Origin of the sequence: Winogradskyella sp., assembly GCF_013213835.1 — a bacterium.
Taxonomy (GTDB): domain Bacteria; phylum Bacteroidota; class Bacteroidia; order Flavobacteriales; family Flavobacteriaceae; genus Winogradskyella.
In genome coordinates this window covers 212,408-230,468 of sequence record NZ_JABSSU010000006.1, presented here as the reverse complement: position 1 = coordinate 230,468, position 18,061 = coordinate 212,408, and the positions used below count along the sequence as shown (strand labels likewise).

Sequence of the window (18,061 nt, the reverse complement as noted above, 5' to 3'; positions counted from 1 at the left end):
ATATTTGGGTATAGTTATTAACAATTCCATAAACAAAAAACACTAAGTATTTGTAAAACAAGTTTTTAAAATTTAGTTTATTCACATTTTTTAAGAGAAAATTAAGATTTAAGAACTCAAATGATTTCTAAAAAGCACCATTTTACTATTTTTAGGTATGAAATGGCAAACTGCACTTAAAGATTATCAGCACTATTTAAAGATTGAAAGAGGATTGTCTGACAATTCCATTGAAAATTATGCTTATGATATTAAAAAACTAATTAAATATTTAGATAAGAGTGATGAGAAAACAACTCCGCTTTCTATTTCAAATGACACAGTAAAGCAGTTTGTCTATAACATTTCTAAATCAGTAAATCCTAGGTCGCAAGCAAGAATTATTTCTGGACTTCGTAATTTCTTTGACTATTTGGTCTTCGAAAATTATAGAGAGTCTAATCCTATGGATCTCATTGAATCCCCAAAAATTGGCAGGAAACTACCCGACACACTATCTGTTGAAGACATAGATACATTAATTAGTCATATAGATCTAAGTTATCAGTACAATGGTACAAATCTAGGAGAACGCAATAGAGCAATTATTGAAACGCTGTACAGTTGTGGTTTGCGTGTTTCTGAATTAATAGAACTAAAAATATCTGATCTATTTTTTGATGAAGGTTTTATTAAAGTTACCGGCAAAGGTAATAAAGAACGTTTTGTGCCAATTGGAGAAACAACTCAGAAGTATATAAACATTTGGTGCTCCATAAGAGCACATATAGAAGTACATACTAATTCTAAAGATATTTTATTCTTAAACTACAAAGGCAATAAGTTAACACGCGCTATGATTTTTACTATCATTAAAAAGTTAGTAGAAAAATCAGGTATTAACAAAACGGTTTCACCTCATACCTTTAGACATTCATTTGCCACACATTTATTAGAAAATGGTGCTGACTTACGTGCTATTCAAATGATGTTAGGTCATGAAAGTATAACAACAACAGAAATCTATATGCATGTTGACAGATCTCATCTTAGTGATGTGCTTAATAAATACCATCCCAGAAAATGAAAAGAGCGCCCAATATATCATTGAACACTCTTTTCTACATATTCGAGTTAGTTAAATCTTTACCTCTTTAAAAAGATTATTTTTATTGTTTATTTGGCAATATTTACTGCTCTTGTTTCTCTAATTACCGTCACCTTTACTTGTCCAGGATACGTCATATCAGTCTGTATTTTCTGAGAGATTTCAAATGATAAACTCGCCGCCTTATCATCAGATACTTTTTCACTTTCTACAATAACACGTAATTCTCTACCTGCTTGAATAGCGTAAGCTTTCTTTACACCATTAAAACCAAATGCTACATCTTCTAGATCTTTTAATCTTTGTATGTAAGAATCTAAGACCTGACGTCTTGCGCCTGGTCTCGCACCAGAAATGGCATCACATACCTGAATAATTGGAGACAATAGTGTTGTCATTTCAATTTCATCATGGTGAGCACCAATGGCATTACAAACATCTTTTTTCTCACCATATTTTTCAGTCCATTGCATACCTAAGATAGCATGTGGTGTTTCTATATCTGTTTCTGAAGAAGGCACTTTACCAATATCATGAAGTAAACCTGCACGTTTTGCTAATTTCGGATTGAGTCCTAATTCTGCAGCCATTACACCACAAAGCTTAGCAACTTCCCTAGAGTGTTGTAATAAGTTTTGCCCATAAGAAGAACGGTACTTCATACGACCAACCATCTTTATTAATTCTGGATGCAATCCATGAATGCCAAGATCTATAACAGTGCGTTTACCAACTTCTATTATTTCTTGTTCAATTTGCTTTTTAGTCTTTCTTACAACTTCTTCAATTCTTGCAGGGTGAATTCTGCCATCAGTAACCAATTTATGTAATGATAACCTTGCAATTTCACGTCTTACAGAATCAAAACAAGATAAAATTATAGCTTCTGGTGTATCATCAACAATAATTTCAACTCCAGTTGCTGCTTCAATAGCTCTAATATTTCTTCCCTCTCTACCAATAATTCTACCCTTAACATCATCAGATTCTATATTAAATACTGATACACAATTGTCTATCGCTTCTTCTGTACCTATACGTTGAATGGTGTTAATAATTATTTTTTTAGCTTCTTGTTGAGCTGTAAGTTTCGCTTCTTCTACTCTATCTTGAATAAAAGCCATAGCATCAGTCTTAGCTTCCTCTTTTAAAGACTCCACTAACTGTTCCTTTGCTTCTTCAGCTGACAATTGAGAAATCACCTCTAATTGCTTTATTTGATTTTTGTGAGCCTTTTCTATTTCATCTTGTTTCTTGTCTAAAAACTCTAATCTGAAATCGTAATCCTTCTTTTTATCTTCTAGAGATTGATTTGATTTTTTGGCTTTAGATAACTCGTTAGACACTTGAGATTCTTTATCTCTAATGCGCTTCTCAACTTCTGCCATTTTTTTGTCACGAGACAGAATTACTTTTTCGTGCTCAGCCTTTAACTCTATAAATTTTTCTTTAGCTTGAAGTATTTTATCCTTCTTTAATGCCTCAGCATCTTTTTTAGCTTGTTTTAATATCGATTTAGACTCGTTTTCTGCATCTGAAATTAGTTTTGAAGCTTTACCTTTTTCTAAGGATTTAGCAATTACAAAACCAATAACAAGGCCTAAAACAACTGCGCCTACTATGTATAGTATTGTGTTGGTATCCATGATTGTTATTTAGTTTAGTATATAAAAAAGCCTACATCAGTTCTGGATTTTGTATAAACTCCTTAAAAACAAGTTTAGGGCTAACAAACTGATCAAGGATCTGCCCAAATACTTTCGTATTAGCAGCATGCTTTTACAATTCAAACTCACCCTTTTTAAAGAATTAACGTTGAGTTTATCAAAAAATGTAACTAATGTAGGCAGTAACCTTTAGTATTTTTTAAAGAACGTACGAGCTTATATATGCTCATTTAAAAGTTCATTTAAAGCTTCTAACTTTTGTTGAACTTCCTCATTTACATAATCTTTATCTATATTTTTTTGCTCTACTTGAGTTGCAAACTGCAAAGCACACATGGCTAAAACATCTTGTTTATCTCTTACAGAGTAATTTTGCTCAAATTGACCGATCATTGCTTCTATTTTCTTCGCCGCCTTTCTCAGACCTTCTTCTTGGTGTGGGTTTATCGTCAAAGGATATACCCTATTTGCAATTGAAAGTTTAATCTTTAAATGATCTGACATCTAGTCTAAATTTACAACTTTATTCTGAAAGTTGAGCAATGCAATGGTCAATTTCTCGAATAAGTGTATTTATTTTGAGCTTTGTTTCTCGTTTATTTTCGTCACTACCTAGCATTGAATTCGCAATTTTGAGTGTATCATACTTTTCTACCCATGAAGCAATTTCTTCTTGCTGCTCCAAAAGTTTTTGTTGTTGTTGCTCTAACTGTTCTGACAGCCTTTGATTTGTTTGTTTTAAAACCTCTTGCTTGTGCAAAATCTTACTGATTTTATTCTCAAGAGCATCAACAATTTGTTCTATTTTACTCATTAAAGTAATTCAATACTAATGAAACAAAGTTAACATACCATTTGAAAAAACACAATTCTTTTACAATTATTTTTAAGTTTTGTAATGCAATTAAGATGAAGTATTTATAAGAATTATTGCACGATTTGCGTTTGTTTATCTATAGCAAATTAATATTTTAGCTTCAACAGAATAACATATGAAAAAAACGCTCCTTCTATTTTTAATTTCATTAACTACTTATGCGCAATCCGAATACCCTCAAGATTATTTTAGAAATCCATTAGATATTACTCCTGTACTTTCAGGAACTTTTGGTGAGTTAAGATCTTCGCATTTTCATGGTGGTTTAGACATAAAAACACAACAACGTGAAGGACTTAAAGTTTATGCCTCAGCTAAAGGTTATGTGAGTCGCATAAAAATTTCACACTATGGATATGGAAAAGCACTTTACATTACGCATCCTAATGGCTACACGACAGTTTATGGCCATCTCCAAAAATTCTCTAAACGTTTAGAAGCATATATAAAAGAGTGCCAATATGATAAGGAAAGTTATGAGGTAGAGGTTTTCCCTAACTCTAATGAATTGCCAATTGAGACTGATGAAATTATTGCTTATTCTGGTAATACTGGTGGTTCTGGTGGACCTCATTTACATTTCGAAATAAGAGACAATCAAGAAAGACCATTAAACCCTATGCTTTTTGGTATTGGTGTTAAAGACACTAAACGACCTTTTGTTTTAGGTGTTTATGCCTATCCAAAAGACGATAAATCAACTATAAACGGCAATAACAGTCGTGTAAAACTTCGGTTAATCCCTAAAAAAGATGGTGATTATGATGTTGAAAAATTAAGTGCATTTGGTAATATAGGTTTTGGTGTTACCACCTACGACCGACAAGATTTAGCAGCAAATAAAAATGGTGTTAGTAATATTCAATCTTTTTTTAACGGCAACAAGAGTTTAGAAATAGACTTTAAACGTTTCAGTTTTGACGAAACAAAACATATAAAGCGCCTGATTGATTATGAATATTTTAAGTCTAAAAAGTCTAGAATTCAAAAGTTATTTATAGAGCCTAACAATCCATTAAGTCTGTACAAAGATGCTTTTGACAATGGCTATGTTAGGGTTGAAGATAGCACTTCTTCAGTCTATAGAATTCGCGTTAGAGATTATAATGGTAATGAAACTTGGGTAAATGTACCTATTGAAGGTAAATACTCTAACCCAAAAGAAAAAGAGTACATTGATCTTTCTGATAAAACATTAGTTTACAATAATCAATCTACAACTCTTGAAGAAGGTCATATTAAGGTTAACTTTTATGAAAATACTGTTTATGACGACGAATACATAGATTTTAAAGTCAACTCAGACACTTTATTTCTTCATAAGGACAACATACCTCTTCAAAAAAATTTTTACATTAATTATGATTTAAGTAATTACAAGTCAGAACATTTAGATAAGCTTTTTATTGGGAGAGTATATAGGTTTTACAAAAATCCGTTATACGTAAGCACAAAACGAAAAGGTAATACTCTAACCGCAAAAACTAAAGTATTTGGCACTTATACTTTGGCAATGGACACTGTTACACCAACAATTACACCAGTTAATTTTAAAGATAAAAAGTGGTTAAGCAAATACCGTTACCTATCAGTTAGAATAGACGATGACATTTCTGGTATTAGTAAATATAGGGCCACAGTTAATGGCAAGTGGATCTTAATGGAGTATGATTATAAAACAAAACTGCTTGTACACGATTTTAATGATAATATCGTTAAAGACACTAAGAATGAATTAAAAATAATAGTTACTGATAATGTTGGAAATAGTTCTACATTTGAAGCAACATTTTTTAGAAAATAAAATATTACTCTTTGAAACGCTTATTTCTTTTATTCCTATTCGGATTATTCTTTTGTACACTCACCTATTCTCAGACCGCAACAATAAGAGGTGTCATTTTAGATGAGCTGAACAACCCAATAGAAGACGTTAATATAAAAGCGTCTAATGGTGATGGTACAATTACCAATAAAAATGGGTTTTATGAACTCAAAATACCGGCAGATATTGAGATAACAATTGAGTATACGCATGTAGGTCATAGCCGTATTGTACAAAAGTTTAAACTAAAAAATGGGCAAGAGCTAGAATTCAATCCGGTAATGAAGATTGAAGTAGAGCAAATCGCTGAAGTCGTTATTACCAATAATACGCGTCAAAAAGTTGATGGTGTAATTTCAGTGGCGCCAAAAACCTTGAGAACCATTAAAGGTGCTCAACCTGGGGTTGAAAATATTTTAAAAACCTTACCAGGTGTCAATATTTCTAATGAATTAAGTACTCAATATTCTGTAAGAGGTGGAAACTTTGATGAAAATTTAGTCTACGTAAATGAAATAGAAGTCTATCGACCATTTTTAATACGATCTGGTAATCAAGAAGGACTGAGCTTTGTTAATACAGATTTAGTACAAAATGTAGATTTTTCGTCAGGTGGTTTTCAAGCAAAATATGGAGATAAGTTATCTTCTGTATTAGATATCACTTATAGAAATCCTGTAGACTTCGGTGTAAGAACCGACATGAGCCTTTTAGGCGGAAGTTTAGCTGCAGAAACCGTTTCTAAAGATGGAAAGTTCTCTGGAATAGCTGGTGTGCGATATAGAGATAATAGTTTAGTATTAAATAATCTCGAAACCGAAGGAAATGTTGAACCAGTTTTTGCTGATGCTCAAACGTATTTAACCTACAGATTTTCTGACAAATTTCATTTAAACTTTCTTGGAAACATCTCATTGAACAGATACAAGTTTCAACCTCAAAACCGACAGACTAACTTTGGAACGCTGCAAGATCCTGTGGCTTTATTAGTGTTTTATGAAGGTAATGAAGAGGATGAATACCAAACTTATTTTGGTGCATTTAAGGCCAATTACTTTGTAAATGAAGACTTAACCTTAAAACTTATTGGTTCAGCATATCACACTACTGAACAAGAGTATTTTGATATCCTAGCGCAATACAGACTTGGTGAAGTAAACACTAATATTGGAGACGACGATTTAGGTGAAGTAGAATTTAGCGAAGGTATAGGTTCTCAACTTATCCATGCACGTAATAATTTGGACGCATTAATAGTGAATGCTGAGCACAGAGGTGATTATAAAATCGATGATGAAAGTACGCTAGAATGGTCTGTAAAATATACACATGAAGATATAAGAGACCGCTTGGTTGAATATGAAATTATTGATTCAGCAGGGTTTTCAATAAGACCGCCAAACTTAAGCCTTCCAAATGACCAACCTTATAATGCATTTGAAGGTCCTTTAACTGCTTTTGAAAATATTAGAAATACAAATAATGTAAAGATTGATAGACTTCAAGCCTTTGCCCAATATAGTAAACGCACAGAATGGGGAAATAATGAGGTATTTTATAATGCTGGTGTAAGAATACATAACTGGACCGTAAATGTAGCCGAAGCAGATGTATTAAATGAAGAAGGTGTCACCTCTTCTACACAAACTGTTTTTAGTCCAAGAGCTCAATTTGCAATTAAACCAGATTGGGAAAAGGATATGTTATTTAGAGTTTCTGGAGGTTTATATTATCAACCACCATTTTACAGAGAGTTGAGAGATTCATCTGGTATAGTGAGACCAAACGTTAAAGCACAAAAATCATTTCATGTTGTTGTGGGTAACGAATATAGTTTCAAAATGTGGGATAGACCATTTAAACTTGTTACGGAGGCTTATTATAAAGGTTTAAGCGATGTCAATCCATATACCTTAGAAAATGTTAGAATAAGATATCGTGCGGATAATAGTGCCAAAGCCTATGCATATGGATTAGACATGCGCCTTAATGGCGAATTTGTACCCGGTACAGAATCATGGTTCAGTTTCGGATATCTTAAGACCGAAGAAAATATAAATAATAGAGGTTATATAGCCAGACCAACAGACCAACGGCTTAAGTTTGGTGCACTGTTTCAAGATTATGTACCAAATATGCCAGATTTAAAAATGTATTTAAATTTGGTCTACAATACTGGCGTACCTGGTGGCTCACCAAGTTATGCAGATCCTTATGATTTTCAAATACGGTTAAGAGATTATAGACGTGCAGATTTGGGTATTTCTTTGGAACTTGTTAATCCTTCTAAAACTTATAAGGCAAATTGGAAAAAGCTATTTAGAGAATTCTCTATTGGGTTTGAAATCTACAACATGTTCAATAACCAAAATTCAATAACTAACACATGGGTTAGAGATGTCTACAATAAACGTCAATTTGCAATACCTAACTTTTTAACACCAAGAGTATTCAATGTTAGGTTATCTGCTAAATTATAGAATAGTAGATTGAAAGTTTAACACTATTTTCAGCTCTTATTTTTACTTTGAAAGTTCTTTCTATAGTTAAACGGATAAAAATATTCGTCAAACACTAGCTACTTTTGTTATTCAATTTAATTTACTTACATTGAACGTTATTGAGTAATAATAACTTGATATGATCCGAAAATTCCCTCTTATATTCCTCTTGTTGTCATCACTAAGTTGGGCACAATTAAGTATCAGAAATAATTCTTATGTCTTTGTTAACGACCAAGTTCTATTTGTTGAAAATGATGTTAACCTCGAAGAATCAACAGCCAAACTTTATTTAAGAAACGAATCTCAACTCATACAAGGTTCTGGTGTTACTGGAAATTCTGGTCTTGGGGAGTTAAGTGTTTACCAAGAAGGAACAGCCAATCAATGGGCATACAACTATTGGTGCTCACCTGTTGGCGGAACACTAACGGATAACAATTCTAACAATGTATTAAGGTTTGATAATCAACTTGATGACCCTTTACTTGGTACAGGTAATCTCATTGACAGTAATAATGCCTTATTTACGACAGCAGATGAAGGTACTGCAAGTCCTTTAGTTATAGCAAATAGATGGTTATACTCATATACTATCGCAACAAGCTACAGTAATTGGACTGCTTTAGATGAAACTAGTGATCTTTCAGCTGGCTTAGGATTTACAATGAAAGGCACAGGTACTGGACTCACAGGATCTACAGCTTACGATTTTAGAGGAAAACCTAATAACGGTACTATAACTAATACTGTTGCTGCGGACCAGTGGACTCTAGTAGGAAATCCTTATCCGAGTGCAATTGATGCAGCTGCTTTTATTCATGATACAGATAATGTTGCTGCAATAGAAGATACAATATATTATTGGGAGCAGGATGGCTCAGTACAATCGCATGTTTTACAAAGTTATATTGGTGGCTACGCAAGTTATACTATCAATGCTGCAGGAGATACTGAAACATTTACACCCGCAGTATTCCAAACTTATGATGAGCTAGACAATTCCTTTCCTCTACCAATACCACAAAATGGTAGTAAAGTTGCCCAAAGATATATTCCTATTGGGCAAGGTTTTATGGTAGAAGGTATCACTGGTACTTCGGGAACTGTAAGTATGAAAAATGCATTTAGAGCTTATGTAAAAGAAGGAGGAACTAGTTATTTCTTTAGAGACAACGACGAATTTGAGATTAGACCAGACTCTGACATCACTTCAGAAAATACAACAGATATCGCTGAAAATAGTATACAATACCAACAAAATGGATTATCTATTGTTCCTGATGATTATAAGCGTTTTAGAATAAACATTGACTTCACTGTTAATACCAATCAATATACAAGACAGGTCGTTTTAAATTTTCATGACTCTGCAACATTTGGGCATGACAGAGGGCTTGAGCTCTTTAAAGGAACTGAGTTTAATTCTGACGGCTATTTTACCTATAATAATAAAGACTATGTTGGGCAGGCATTTCCTTTTGACCAAGCTTTAGTAATCCCGATGACTTTGGATATTGAAGCACAACAACCGATTAGATTTAGAATTTTTGATATCCAAAACTTTGATTCTGATCAAGGCATTTACATTCATGATACAGATAATAATACATATGCTAATTTGAGAACACAAGATTATGAAATCAATGTTGCACCTGGCAGTTATACTGATAGATTCGAAATTGTATTTGTAGCTGGTGAATCATTAGGAATCGATGAAACATTAGCTGAATCGTTGATTATCAATCAAAACAATGATTTACAACAATTAGCCGTAATCAACAGAAATAATTTAGATGTAAAAACTATTGAAGTTTTTGACATTGCAGGTAAAAGTATTATAAAGTCAAATTATGATACAATTCTTGACCGTTATAAGTTATCAACCAATCAATTAAGTGATGGAGCTTATGTTGTAAATGTAGTATCTAATAAAGGTATTACGTCTCAGAAAATACTCGTAAAAAATTAACACAAATCTGATAATACTTTAACAACGTAATCTATATCTTCTTTGGTATTATAAATACTAAATGAGAAACGTACTGAAGGTAAACTCAAACAATTTTCATCTAAAATAGCAGAGAGCACATGTGATTGTTGATTACTACCACTTTGACAAGCACTACCTTTAGAACATGCTATACCTTTTAAATCTAATTGAAACTGCAGCATTGCTGCATTTTCTTTTTTTACAGGTAAACAAACATTAACTAAGGTATAGGTACTATGAGAAAGTACCGCACAGCCACCATTAAACCTAGCAACTGGAATCATTTTTTTAACGGTTTCTATGAAATATTGCTTTAGTTCAGCAACATATGACTTTTCGGTGTCAATATTTTCGTAAGCTATACGCAAAGCCTCATCCATTGCAACAATATTATGAATCGATTCGGTCCCTGCTCTGTAACCTCTTTCTTGTTCACCACCAAAAATTAAAGGTTTTAGTCCTGTTTCTTTTCTTACAAAACAAAATCCAACACCTTTTGGGCCATGAAATTTATGAGCGCTCGCCGCTAAAAAGTGAATAGGAATTTCACTGAGGTCCAACCTATAATGTCCAACGGATTGTACAGTGTCTGTATGGAACAGTGCACTATTCAATTTACAAAGATGAGCAACTTTTTCAATATTGAGAATATTTCCTATCTCATTATTAATGTGCATTAAACTCACCAAACAATGATCGTTTTCTTCCAATAATGATTCTAAATGGTTGTAATCTACAAAGCCCATTTCATCTAAATCAACAAATAAAAGTTTAATACCATATTCCTTCTGTAATTGTTCTGCAGTGTGCAATACGGCATGATGTTCAATTTTTGAAGTAATTATAGTTGTAACGCCTAAATCTCTAACTGCACTTCTTAGGGCAAAATTATCTGCTTCTGTTCCACCTGAAGTAAAGACAATTTCTGCAGCAGAAACATTAAAATAAGCTGCTATATTTTTACGACATTGTTCTAATAGTGCTTTAGACGAACGGCCAATGGCATGAGTAGACGAAGCATTTCCGTAGTTTTCTTTTAATACTTCGGTCATTCTATTTATGACTTCTGGTCTTAGTGCAGTCGTTGCAGCGTTATCTAAATAAATAGCTTTCATAATGCAAAAATATTGTAAATAAAATTATTTAGGACTTGGAACGTTCTAATTTTATAAATCGATTATTTTTGTTGAAAATTGAATCTATGATACGTCGTTTCATCTTAAGTTGTTTACTTTTTACACTATTCACTTGTAATGATGGTGATATACTAACTGTTGACTTGGACTTTGATCAAAATCTTGAATATTGCGACAATAATATTAATTCGTTTCTTATTTATGATACCAGACAAGATCCTAACGAGTCTTTATCTCTTATTATTACTAGAAATGCAGATGACGAATTTCCTTTTACAATACCAACGCCAACAGATACCCCAACTGAGTTAACTATTAATGGTAATCAAATACGGTTCATTTACAGAACATATAATCGAGCACTAGGAACTGGTGAGTTATGTGAAGTCATTCCACCTGCTGATTTAAATATTGTTGAAGACTATGAGGCTGACTCTGGTGATGTGGAAATCACTGTTACTATTGAAGATGATGATGGTGATGGCATTCCTTCAGATTTAGAAGGTCGTGGCGAACCAGATGAGGACGGTAACTACCCTAATGCATTAAATTCAGATGGCGATGAATTTCCTGACTATTTGGATGAAGATGATGATAATGACAATGTAAAAACCTCAGAAGAAATTGATAATACTGATCTTGATGGTGACGATGATCCAACCACAAACCCATTAGATACCGATAGTGATGGAATTCCTGATTATTTAGATGAAGACGACGATGGCGATGGTATTGATACCATTGAAGAAGATGAAGACGGTGATAAAAACCCTTTAAATGATCGTAATACAAATGCAGATGGTGACCTTGTTCCTCACTTTAGAAATGTTTTAGAAGACACCTTTTATGCCTCGCCCGGATTAACTGCTAACAATGAATATAAACGTACGGTTAATGCAAGAATTATAGTAAGAAATATAAACTTAGAAATACTTTCAGCAACAGAAGTTGATTTAGGTACATTGACTTATGAAATTACATTTACTCAAGAAGTAGAGGAAGATTAAGGTGCTATATTCTGAAATATTCTCACTTCAGTAGCGCCTAATCCATAGGTTTTATAATCCGCATCATAAAACTTAACGTTGTTATATCTACTTAACAAGGTTTCTAGTTCTTGACGCAAAACTCCTTCTCCTACTCCATGTATAAACACCATTTTTGGTATACGCTTTCTAATAGCAAATTCTAGTTGTCCTCGAGCAGTATCAAGTTGAAGGTTGAGCATGTCAAAATTAGTCATACCTTTTGTAGAATCTGTAAGATGATGAATATGTAAATCTACTTCAAACTTAGGTGCATGACGTTCTTTAGGTGTTACTTTTTGAGTTTGCTTTCGCTTTTTAGTTTCTTTTTCTCTCTTTATCGATTCTATATCAGAATCGTATAGAGCTCTATCTATTTGAGATTTAGATTGTTTTAAAACTAATTCTTTAGACTGAAACTGATATTCAAAACCGTCCGAATCTTCAATTATTATAGTGGATCCTGAGATTTTGATGATTTCTCCAGAAATATCATCATCCAAAGCTTCAACAATATCACCTCGTTTCATCTTCATCAATTGGTTCTGACTTTACAAAAGAATCTTCTTCTTGCTTTTCATACTTACTAGGAATATTTCGTGATGTTCTATAAATACCAAACATTAATATTACAATACCACCTACCAATAAAAAAGTGTCTTGTTGTTCTTCTGCCTGAGCATATATAGCAATTACACCACCAATAATAATACACACGTAATTAATTAGTCTAGAAATATTCATATCTATAAAATTAAGCATTACAAAAATAAGATATAGATCGAGTTATTTGAAAAGGTATTCCGTTTTGTATGTGTATTTATGTAAATTAGCACTATGTTTTATTTTATGACAAAATTAGAAGATTATATGTTGCCTTGTCTCAGTAAAAAGTACCTAGGTATGGAATGTATGGGCTGTGGATTGCAAAGATCTGTTGCTTTGATTCTAAGAGGTGAGTTTGTAGAAGCGTTTTATATGTACCCTGGCATATATACTTTAATAACTCTATTTAGTTTCATTACTATAAGTAGATTTAGAAAATTTAATAACGACACTAAAATTATTAGTATATTGGCTATACTCAACGTAATTGTTATTGTAGGCAATTATTTAATTAAACTTTATCTCAAATAAAATTATGGAACAACAAAAATTACCTAACGCAACCACATCAATAGTACTTTCAAGCATTTCCTTTATTTGTTGTTGTTTTAGTGCTGGACTTGGTGGAATATTACTTTCGGGTATAGGTTTTTTCTTGGCGAAAAAAGATGAAAAAACATATTTAGAACAACCAGAATTATATACTAACTATAGCCAAGTTAAAACTGCAAAAACTTTAGCTTTAATTGGTATCGCTTTAGGTGTATTGACATTCATATGGACTGCTTATAATATTTGGTCTATTGGTGGATGGGATGCTTATATGGAACAAGTAACCGAAATGATGGAACAAATGCAAAATCAATAATTTTAATTTAAAAAGCGTCTAATTATATGAATTAGACGCTTTTTTTATAAGTGGTTTCTATATTCTAATCTTCAAATTCTTTCAGCGTATTCGTAATTATAGAAACACATTCTAATAATTGCTCTTCAGTCATAACTAATGGTGGAGCAAATCTAATCATGTTGCCATGAGTAGGCTTAGCTAATAAACCGTTATCTCGTAGTTTTAAACATATATTCCAAGCTGTATCACTATCTTCATGGTCATTAATAACAATCGCATTTAACAAGCCTTTACCTCTTACCTTAGTAACAATAGAGCTTGTTTCTATATATTTATTTATTTCAGCTCTGAACAACTCACCTAATTGATAAGCGTTCTCAGCTAATTTTTCTTCTTTAACAACCTCTAACGCTGCAATTGCAACCGCTGCTGCAATCGGATTTCCACCAAATGTACTTCCATGGTTTCCTGGTTGTATCACATTCATAATTTCGTTACTCGACATTACTGCAGATACTGGATATAAGCCACCACTTAAGGCCTTACCTAAAACCAAAATATCTGGTTTAACATCTGGAGTGTCCGAACAATCTTTATTTTCACATGTACAGTTACCACAAGTAGCTAGAAGTCTTCCTGTTCTTGCAATACCTGTTTGAACTTCATCTGCAATAAATAATACATTGTATTTTTCGCAAAGTGCTTTTGCTTTTACTAAATAATCTTCGCTTGGCACATAAACACCAGCTTCACCTTGTATTGGCTCTACTAAGAAACCTGCTATATTAGGATTTGTGCTTAAAACTTCCTCTAATGCTGCAAGATTATCATATTCAACTTTTATAAAACCATCTGTATATGGTCCAAAGTTTTTACGGGCAATTGGGTCATTAGAAAACGAAATGATTGTTGTTGTTCTGCCATGAAAGTTGTTCTCACATACAATAATCTCTGCTTTATTTAAATCAATCCCTTTAACTTCATATGCCCATTTACGACATAGTTTTAATGCTGTTTCTACTGCTTCCGCACCAGAATTCATTGGAAGCATTTTATCAAATTTAAAATACTCAGTTGCATATTTTTCATATCTACCAAGCATGTCATTATAAAATGCACGAGAAGTTAAAGTTAAGCGTTCTGCTTGTTGCATCATTGCATTCACAATCTTTGGGTGACAATGCCCTTGATTTAAAGAAGAATAAGCAGATAAAAAATCGTAGTATTTTTTACCTTCTACGTCCCAAACATAAACACCTTCACCTTTGCTTAATACAACTGGTAATGGATGATAATTCTGAGCACCATACTTGTTCTCCAATGCCATCGCTTCCTGCGACGAAATGTGGTCTAAAACTGCCATTTCAAAAAAATTAAAAATTAAACAAAAACTAAGCAAAACATGGTATTTACCTAATCTCGCTTAGCGAGTTCCTGCTCTACCTTTATTCCTTCGAGAAGATTTGTGCGTCTTGGTTAGAACCACCAACAGCGACACTCGAAAAAGCAGCGTGGGAGAGAAATCATCCCTAGTGGTCTGCAAAATAATAAATATTAAAGAGATTATGAATGGGCTAACGCTTAAATACCATATTTTTGCCGTCAATTACATTTAAAAATGCCAAGAAGAGAACGAAATCAGTTTGTAAAACGTGGAGAAATCATTGAGATTCTAATTGAAGATTACGCATTTGGTGGTAAAGGCATTGGTCGTATAAGAAATGAACACGGAGAATTTGTAGTGTTTGTTCCCAATACAATTCCGGGGCAAACTGTAAAAACGCAAATAAAAAAATCTAGCAAAAAATATGCTGAAGGTAAATTATTAGACGTGCTTAAACGATCTGATGATGAAATAGATATGCCTTACCAAGATATTCCTGGTGCTCCCTATATTAATTTACCGATTGAAAAGCAACACGCATACAAGCAGACAAGTACATTAGAGCTTTTTAAACGTATAGGTAAAGTTGAGAATATTGAAGATAAATTTGATGAATTTATAACTTCACCAAACACATTTCATTATCGTAATAAAATGGAATATGGCTTTTCTGCCATTGGTTACGACAGAACAAATAAAACAGACGTTGACGAATTTACTCTAGGATTTAAACGTCGTGGACTATGGTGGTGTGGTGACAATCTAGAGAAAGACTCTGGTTTATTTGATGCTGAAGTTGAGAATCATCTAAAAATTATTAGACACTATTGTGAGCAGACAGGTTTAGAACCTTGGCATGCGCCAAAAAAGGAAGGCTTTTATAGATATTTAGTTATAAGAAAGTCATACAAAACCAATAAATTATTATTCAATCTTGTCACAACTTCACATGACTTATCTCAGTTTAACCTAAACGCATTTGCAGACTATTTAGTTGAATTATTCGGAACTCGTGTTGCAGGCTTTTTGCATACCATAAATGATGAAATTGGTGATAGAACAATAGCCACTACAGGAAGTATCACACTGATTTATGGTGAAGATAAAATTGTTGAAGAACTACTTGGATTAAATTTTGAAATAAGCATGAAAAGCTTTTTTCAAACCAATCCAAAATCGGCAGAAAAGTTATACTCTAAAGTTATTGATTATGCTCTCGAAAATAAAGAAGCTGTAGATAATTCTGTGGTTTTAGATTTATTTTGCGGTACAGGAACAATAGGGCAAATATTAGCTTCAAGAGCAAGTAATACCAAAATTGTTGGTGTAGATATTGTGGCTTCCGCTATCGAAGATGCCAAAGAAAATGCCAAACGAAATAATATAGAAGGTCTTGAGTTTTATGCTGCTGATGTGGGTAAATTCTTAACAGAACATCCACAGTACAAAAATAAAATAAGGACCATTATCCTCGATCCTGCAAGAGCTGGCATAGCGCCAAAAACGCTTAAAAAAATAATAAACCTTAATGCAGAACGTTTGGTTTATGTATCTTGTAACCCGGCGACTCAAGCCAGAGATACAGAGCAATTGTTGAAGGCTAACTATCAAATAAAAAAGATGAGTTTAGTAGACCAATTTCCTCATACATCACATATAGAAACTGTAGTTTTATTTGAAAAGAATTAAGAAAATAACTAATATGCTAAATGCGTTAAGAAATTATCAAATAAACAACTAAACGCGTCAACAATTACATGAATTTTAAAAAGAAACACTATTTCTTCATTATAGCACTTTGCCTTCTTGGAGCCTTATCTTTTAATGGCTGTGAACGTGACGATATCTGCGCTGAAGGCACCGCAACCACACCTAGAGTTATTGTAGAGTTTTATGATGCTTCTGAGCCTGATGAACTTAAAAGTGTACCGAGATTAACAGTTTATGGCGAAGGATTGCTAAGTGATGAAAATGGTGATCCAATAGATGAACCAACATCAATTGCTGACAATGGTATACTACAATCAGATTTAACTGTACTTTTCAATATCAATAGAGATAATATAGAATTACCCTTAATTATCGGAGATGAAGGTGTGATTACTACTTCGCGTTTTGTTTTAGAAAAGGATACTAACCTACGTCTAAATGATGATGACACGGATGATTCAAATACAGATATCATTGAATTATCATATACTTCAGAATTTCAATATGTGTCTCGAGCATGTGGTTATAAAAGCATCTTTAACAATTTGGACGTTAATGTGGAAGAAGGAGACGACGCATCCTTTTGGATTAATAATATAGAAGTTGTTCAAACAACTGTTAATAATGAAAATACAGTACATGTTCGCATATTTCACTAAACGATTTGCACTTTTATTGCTGCTGTTTTGTTCTTTTTCATTGCAAGCACAACAAGAGAAAAAGAAGACCGTAAAAGATACTTTAGTCTACAAGCAAAAGTATGGTTTACGATTAGGTATTGATGCTAGTAAAATTGCAAGAACTTTTTTCGAAGAAGATTATACCGGTTTTGAAATTATGGGTGATTATCGCCTTACCAAAAAAATCTATCTAGCTGGTGAAATTGGTAATGAAGAACACACTATTAACAACGAAGTTTTAAGTAATACCACGAAAGGAAGCTATTTTAAAGGTGGAATTGACCTTAACTTTTACAAGAACTGGTTAGACATGGAAAACATGATCTATGTAGGTTTTAGAGGTGGAGCGAGCACATTTACTCAAACATTAAACAGTTATAACATTTACAACGTGAACAATCAATATTGGAATCAACAATATACCGTTGAAGAAGGTGCTGAATTTGATGGATTAACGGCGATTTGGACAGAAATTATTATTGGTTTAAAAGCAGAGATATTTAATAACTTTTATGCAGGAATTAATGGTCAAATTAAATTCTTACTTTCGGAAACTTCACCGGAAGGCTTCGAAAACCTCTATATACCAGGATTCAACAGAACTTATGACAGTGGACGATTTGGAACAGGCTTTGGTTTTAATTTATCTTATTTAATCCCTATATTTAAGAAGGATAAGCTTGTTGTTCAAGAAAAGGAAGCTGGAGAGTAACCACTAAA

At 33.0% G+C, this 18,061-nt stretch carries 17 protein-coding genes and 1 other RNA gene; 10 read left to right on the top strand and 8 right to left on the bottom strand.

What is annotated here, in order from left to right; genetic code table 11:
• The first annotated feature begins 157 nt into the window (after positions 1 to 157).
• Positions 158 to 1,066 (top strand): site-specific tyrosine recombinase XerD, encoded by a 909-nt coding sequence (xerD, locus tag HRU50_RS11260; protein WP_296351185.1) that lies wholly within the window; start codon positions 158 to 160, stop codon positions 1,064 to 1,066.
• Positions 1,067 to 1,155: 89 nt separating this feature from the next.
• Here the strand turns inward: xerD and rny are convergent, their stop codons facing one another.
• The 4 genes from rny to HRU50_RS11240 form a co-directional block, all read right to left on the bottom strand.
• Positions 1,156 to 2,733, bottom strand: a complete 1,578-nt coding sequence (gene rny / locus HRU50_RS11255) for a ribonuclease Y (RefSeq protein ID WP_296351184.1) — start codon at positions 2,731 to 2,733, stop codon at positions 1,156 to 1,158.
• Positions 2,734 to 2,788: 55 nt separating this feature from the next.
• Positions 2,789 to 2,908: non-coding RNA, 6S RNA (ssrS, locus tag HRU50_RS11250), on the bottom strand.
• A 62-nt stretch (positions 2,909 to 2,970) separates the two neighbouring features.
• Positions 2,971 to 3,258: a cell division protein ZapA gene (locus tag HRU50_RS11245; RefSeq protein ID WP_296351183.1), complete on the bottom strand. Its 288-nt coding sequence runs from the start codon at positions 3,256 to 3,258 to the stop codon at positions 2,971 to 2,973.
• A gap of 19 nt (positions 3,259 to 3,277) precedes the next feature.
• Complete coding sequence (locus HRU50_RS11240) at positions 3,278 to 3,568, bottom strand: hypothetical protein (RefSeq protein WP_296351182.1); 291 nt, start codon at positions 3,566 to 3,568, stop codon at positions 3,278 to 3,280.
• Between the two features lie 178 nt (positions 3,569 to 3,746).
• Here HRU50_RS11240 and HRU50_RS11235 point away from each other — a divergent pair, with 178 nt between their 5' ends.
• The 3 genes from HRU50_RS11235 to HRU50_RS11225 all read left to right on the top strand — a co-directional run bounded on the left by HRU50_RS11235 (position 3,747) and on the right by HRU50_RS11225 (position 9,929).
• Positions 3,747 to 5,435, top strand: a complete 1,689-nt coding sequence (locus tag HRU50_RS11235; RefSeq protein WP_296351181.1) for a M23 family metallopeptidase — start codon at positions 3,747 to 3,749, stop codon at positions 5,433 to 5,435.
• Between the two features lie 11 nt (positions 5,436 to 5,446).
• On the top strand, positions 5,447 to 7,936 hold the full coding sequence (locus HRU50_RS11230; RefSeq protein WP_296351180.1) for a carboxypeptidase-like regulatory domain-containing protein: 2,490 nt from the start codon (positions 5,447 to 5,449) through the stop codon (positions 7,934 to 7,936).
• A gap of 193 nt (positions 7,937 to 8,129) precedes the next feature.
• Entirely contained in the window at positions 8,130 to 9,929 is a 1,800-nt protein-coding gene (locus tag HRU50_RS11225; RefSeq protein WP_296351179.1) for a T9SS type A sorting domain-containing protein, read from the top strand.
• On the opposite strand, the gene HRU50_RS11220 is transcribed toward HRU50_RS11225, so the two are convergent.
• Positions 9,926 to 11,065 (bottom strand): cysteine desulfurase family protein, encoded by a 1,140-nt coding sequence (locus tag HRU50_RS11220; protein ID WP_296351178.1) that lies wholly within the window; start codon positions 11,063 to 11,065, stop codon positions 9,926 to 9,928. The two genes, HRU50_RS11225 and HRU50_RS11220, sit on opposite strands and share 4 nt — an antisense overlap.
• A gap of 86 nt (positions 11,066 to 11,151) precedes the next feature.
• Here HRU50_RS11220 and HRU50_RS11215 point away from each other — a divergent pair, with 86 nt between their 5' ends.
• Entirely contained in the window at positions 11,152 to 12,093 is a 942-nt protein-coding gene (locus HRU50_RS11215; protein ID WP_296351177.1) for a hypothetical protein, read from the top strand.
• On the opposite strand, the gene HRU50_RS11210 is transcribed toward HRU50_RS11215, so the two are convergent.
• Together HRU50_RS11210 and HRU50_RS11205 are read right to left on the bottom strand one after the other, a co-directional pair.
• Positions 12,090 to 12,647, bottom strand: a complete 558-nt coding sequence (locus tag HRU50_RS11210; protein ID WP_296351176.1) for a Smr/MutS family protein — start codon at positions 12,645 to 12,647, stop codon at positions 12,090 to 12,092. The genes HRU50_RS11215 and HRU50_RS11210 overlap by 4 nt on opposite strands.
• Positions 12,628 to 12,855 carry a hypothetical protein gene (locus tag HRU50_RS11205; RefSeq protein WP_296351175.1) on the bottom strand — a complete coding sequence of 76 codons (228 nt, stop codon included), beginning with the start codon at positions 12,853 to 12,855 and terminating at the stop codon, positions 12,628 to 12,630. Before HRU50_RS11205 ends, HRU50_RS11210 begins: the two co-directional genes overlap by 20 nt.
• A 105-nt stretch (positions 12,856 to 12,960) precedes the next feature.
• Here HRU50_RS11205 and HRU50_RS11200 point away from each other — a divergent pair, with 105 nt between their 5' ends.
• On the top strand, positions 12,961 to 13,248 hold the full coding sequence (locus HRU50_RS11200) for a DUF2752 domain-containing protein (RefSeq protein ID WP_296351174.1): 288 nt from the start codon (positions 12,961 to 12,963) through the stop codon (positions 13,246 to 13,248).
• A 4-nt stretch (positions 13,249 to 13,252) separates the two neighbouring features.
• Positions 13,253 to 13,585, top strand: a complete 333-nt coding sequence (locus HRU50_RS11195) for a CCC motif membrane protein (protein ID WP_296351173.1) — start codon at positions 13,253 to 13,255, stop codon at positions 13,583 to 13,585.
• A gap of 64 nt (positions 13,586 to 13,649) precedes the next feature.
• Here the strand turns inward: HRU50_RS11195 and rocD are convergent, their stop codons facing one another.
• Positions 13,650 to 14,930 (bottom strand): ornithine--oxo-acid transaminase, encoded by a 1,281-nt coding sequence (gene rocD / locus HRU50_RS11190; protein ID WP_296351172.1) that lies wholly within the window; start codon positions 14,928 to 14,930, stop codon positions 13,650 to 13,652.
• Between the two features lie 255 nt (positions 14,931 to 15,185).
• On the opposite strand from rocD, the gene rlmD reads away from it, so the two are divergent.
• The 3 genes from rlmD to HRU50_RS11175 all read left to right on the top strand — a co-directional run bounded on the left by rlmD (position 15,186) and on the right by HRU50_RS11175 (position 18,053).
• A complete protein-coding gene (rlmD, locus tag HRU50_RS11185; protein ID WP_296351171.1) occupies positions 15,186 to 16,640 on the top strand; it encodes a 23S rRNA (uracil(1939)-C(5))-methyltransferase RlmD in 1,455 nt (484 codons plus the stop codon).
• Between the two features lie 68 nt (positions 16,641 to 16,708).
• Positions 16,709 to 17,320 (top strand): DUF6452 family protein, encoded by a 612-nt coding sequence (locus tag HRU50_RS11180; RefSeq protein ID WP_296351170.1) that lies wholly within the window; start codon positions 16,709 to 16,711, stop codon positions 17,318 to 17,320.
• Positions 17,286 to 18,053: a DUF6048 family protein gene (locus HRU50_RS11175; protein WP_296351169.1), complete on the top strand. Its 768-nt coding sequence runs from the start codon at positions 17,286 to 17,288 to the stop codon at positions 18,051 to 18,053. The genes HRU50_RS11180 and HRU50_RS11175 overlap by 35 nt, the downstream gene beginning before the upstream one ends.
• Positions 18,054 to 18,061: the final 8 nt, after the last annotated feature.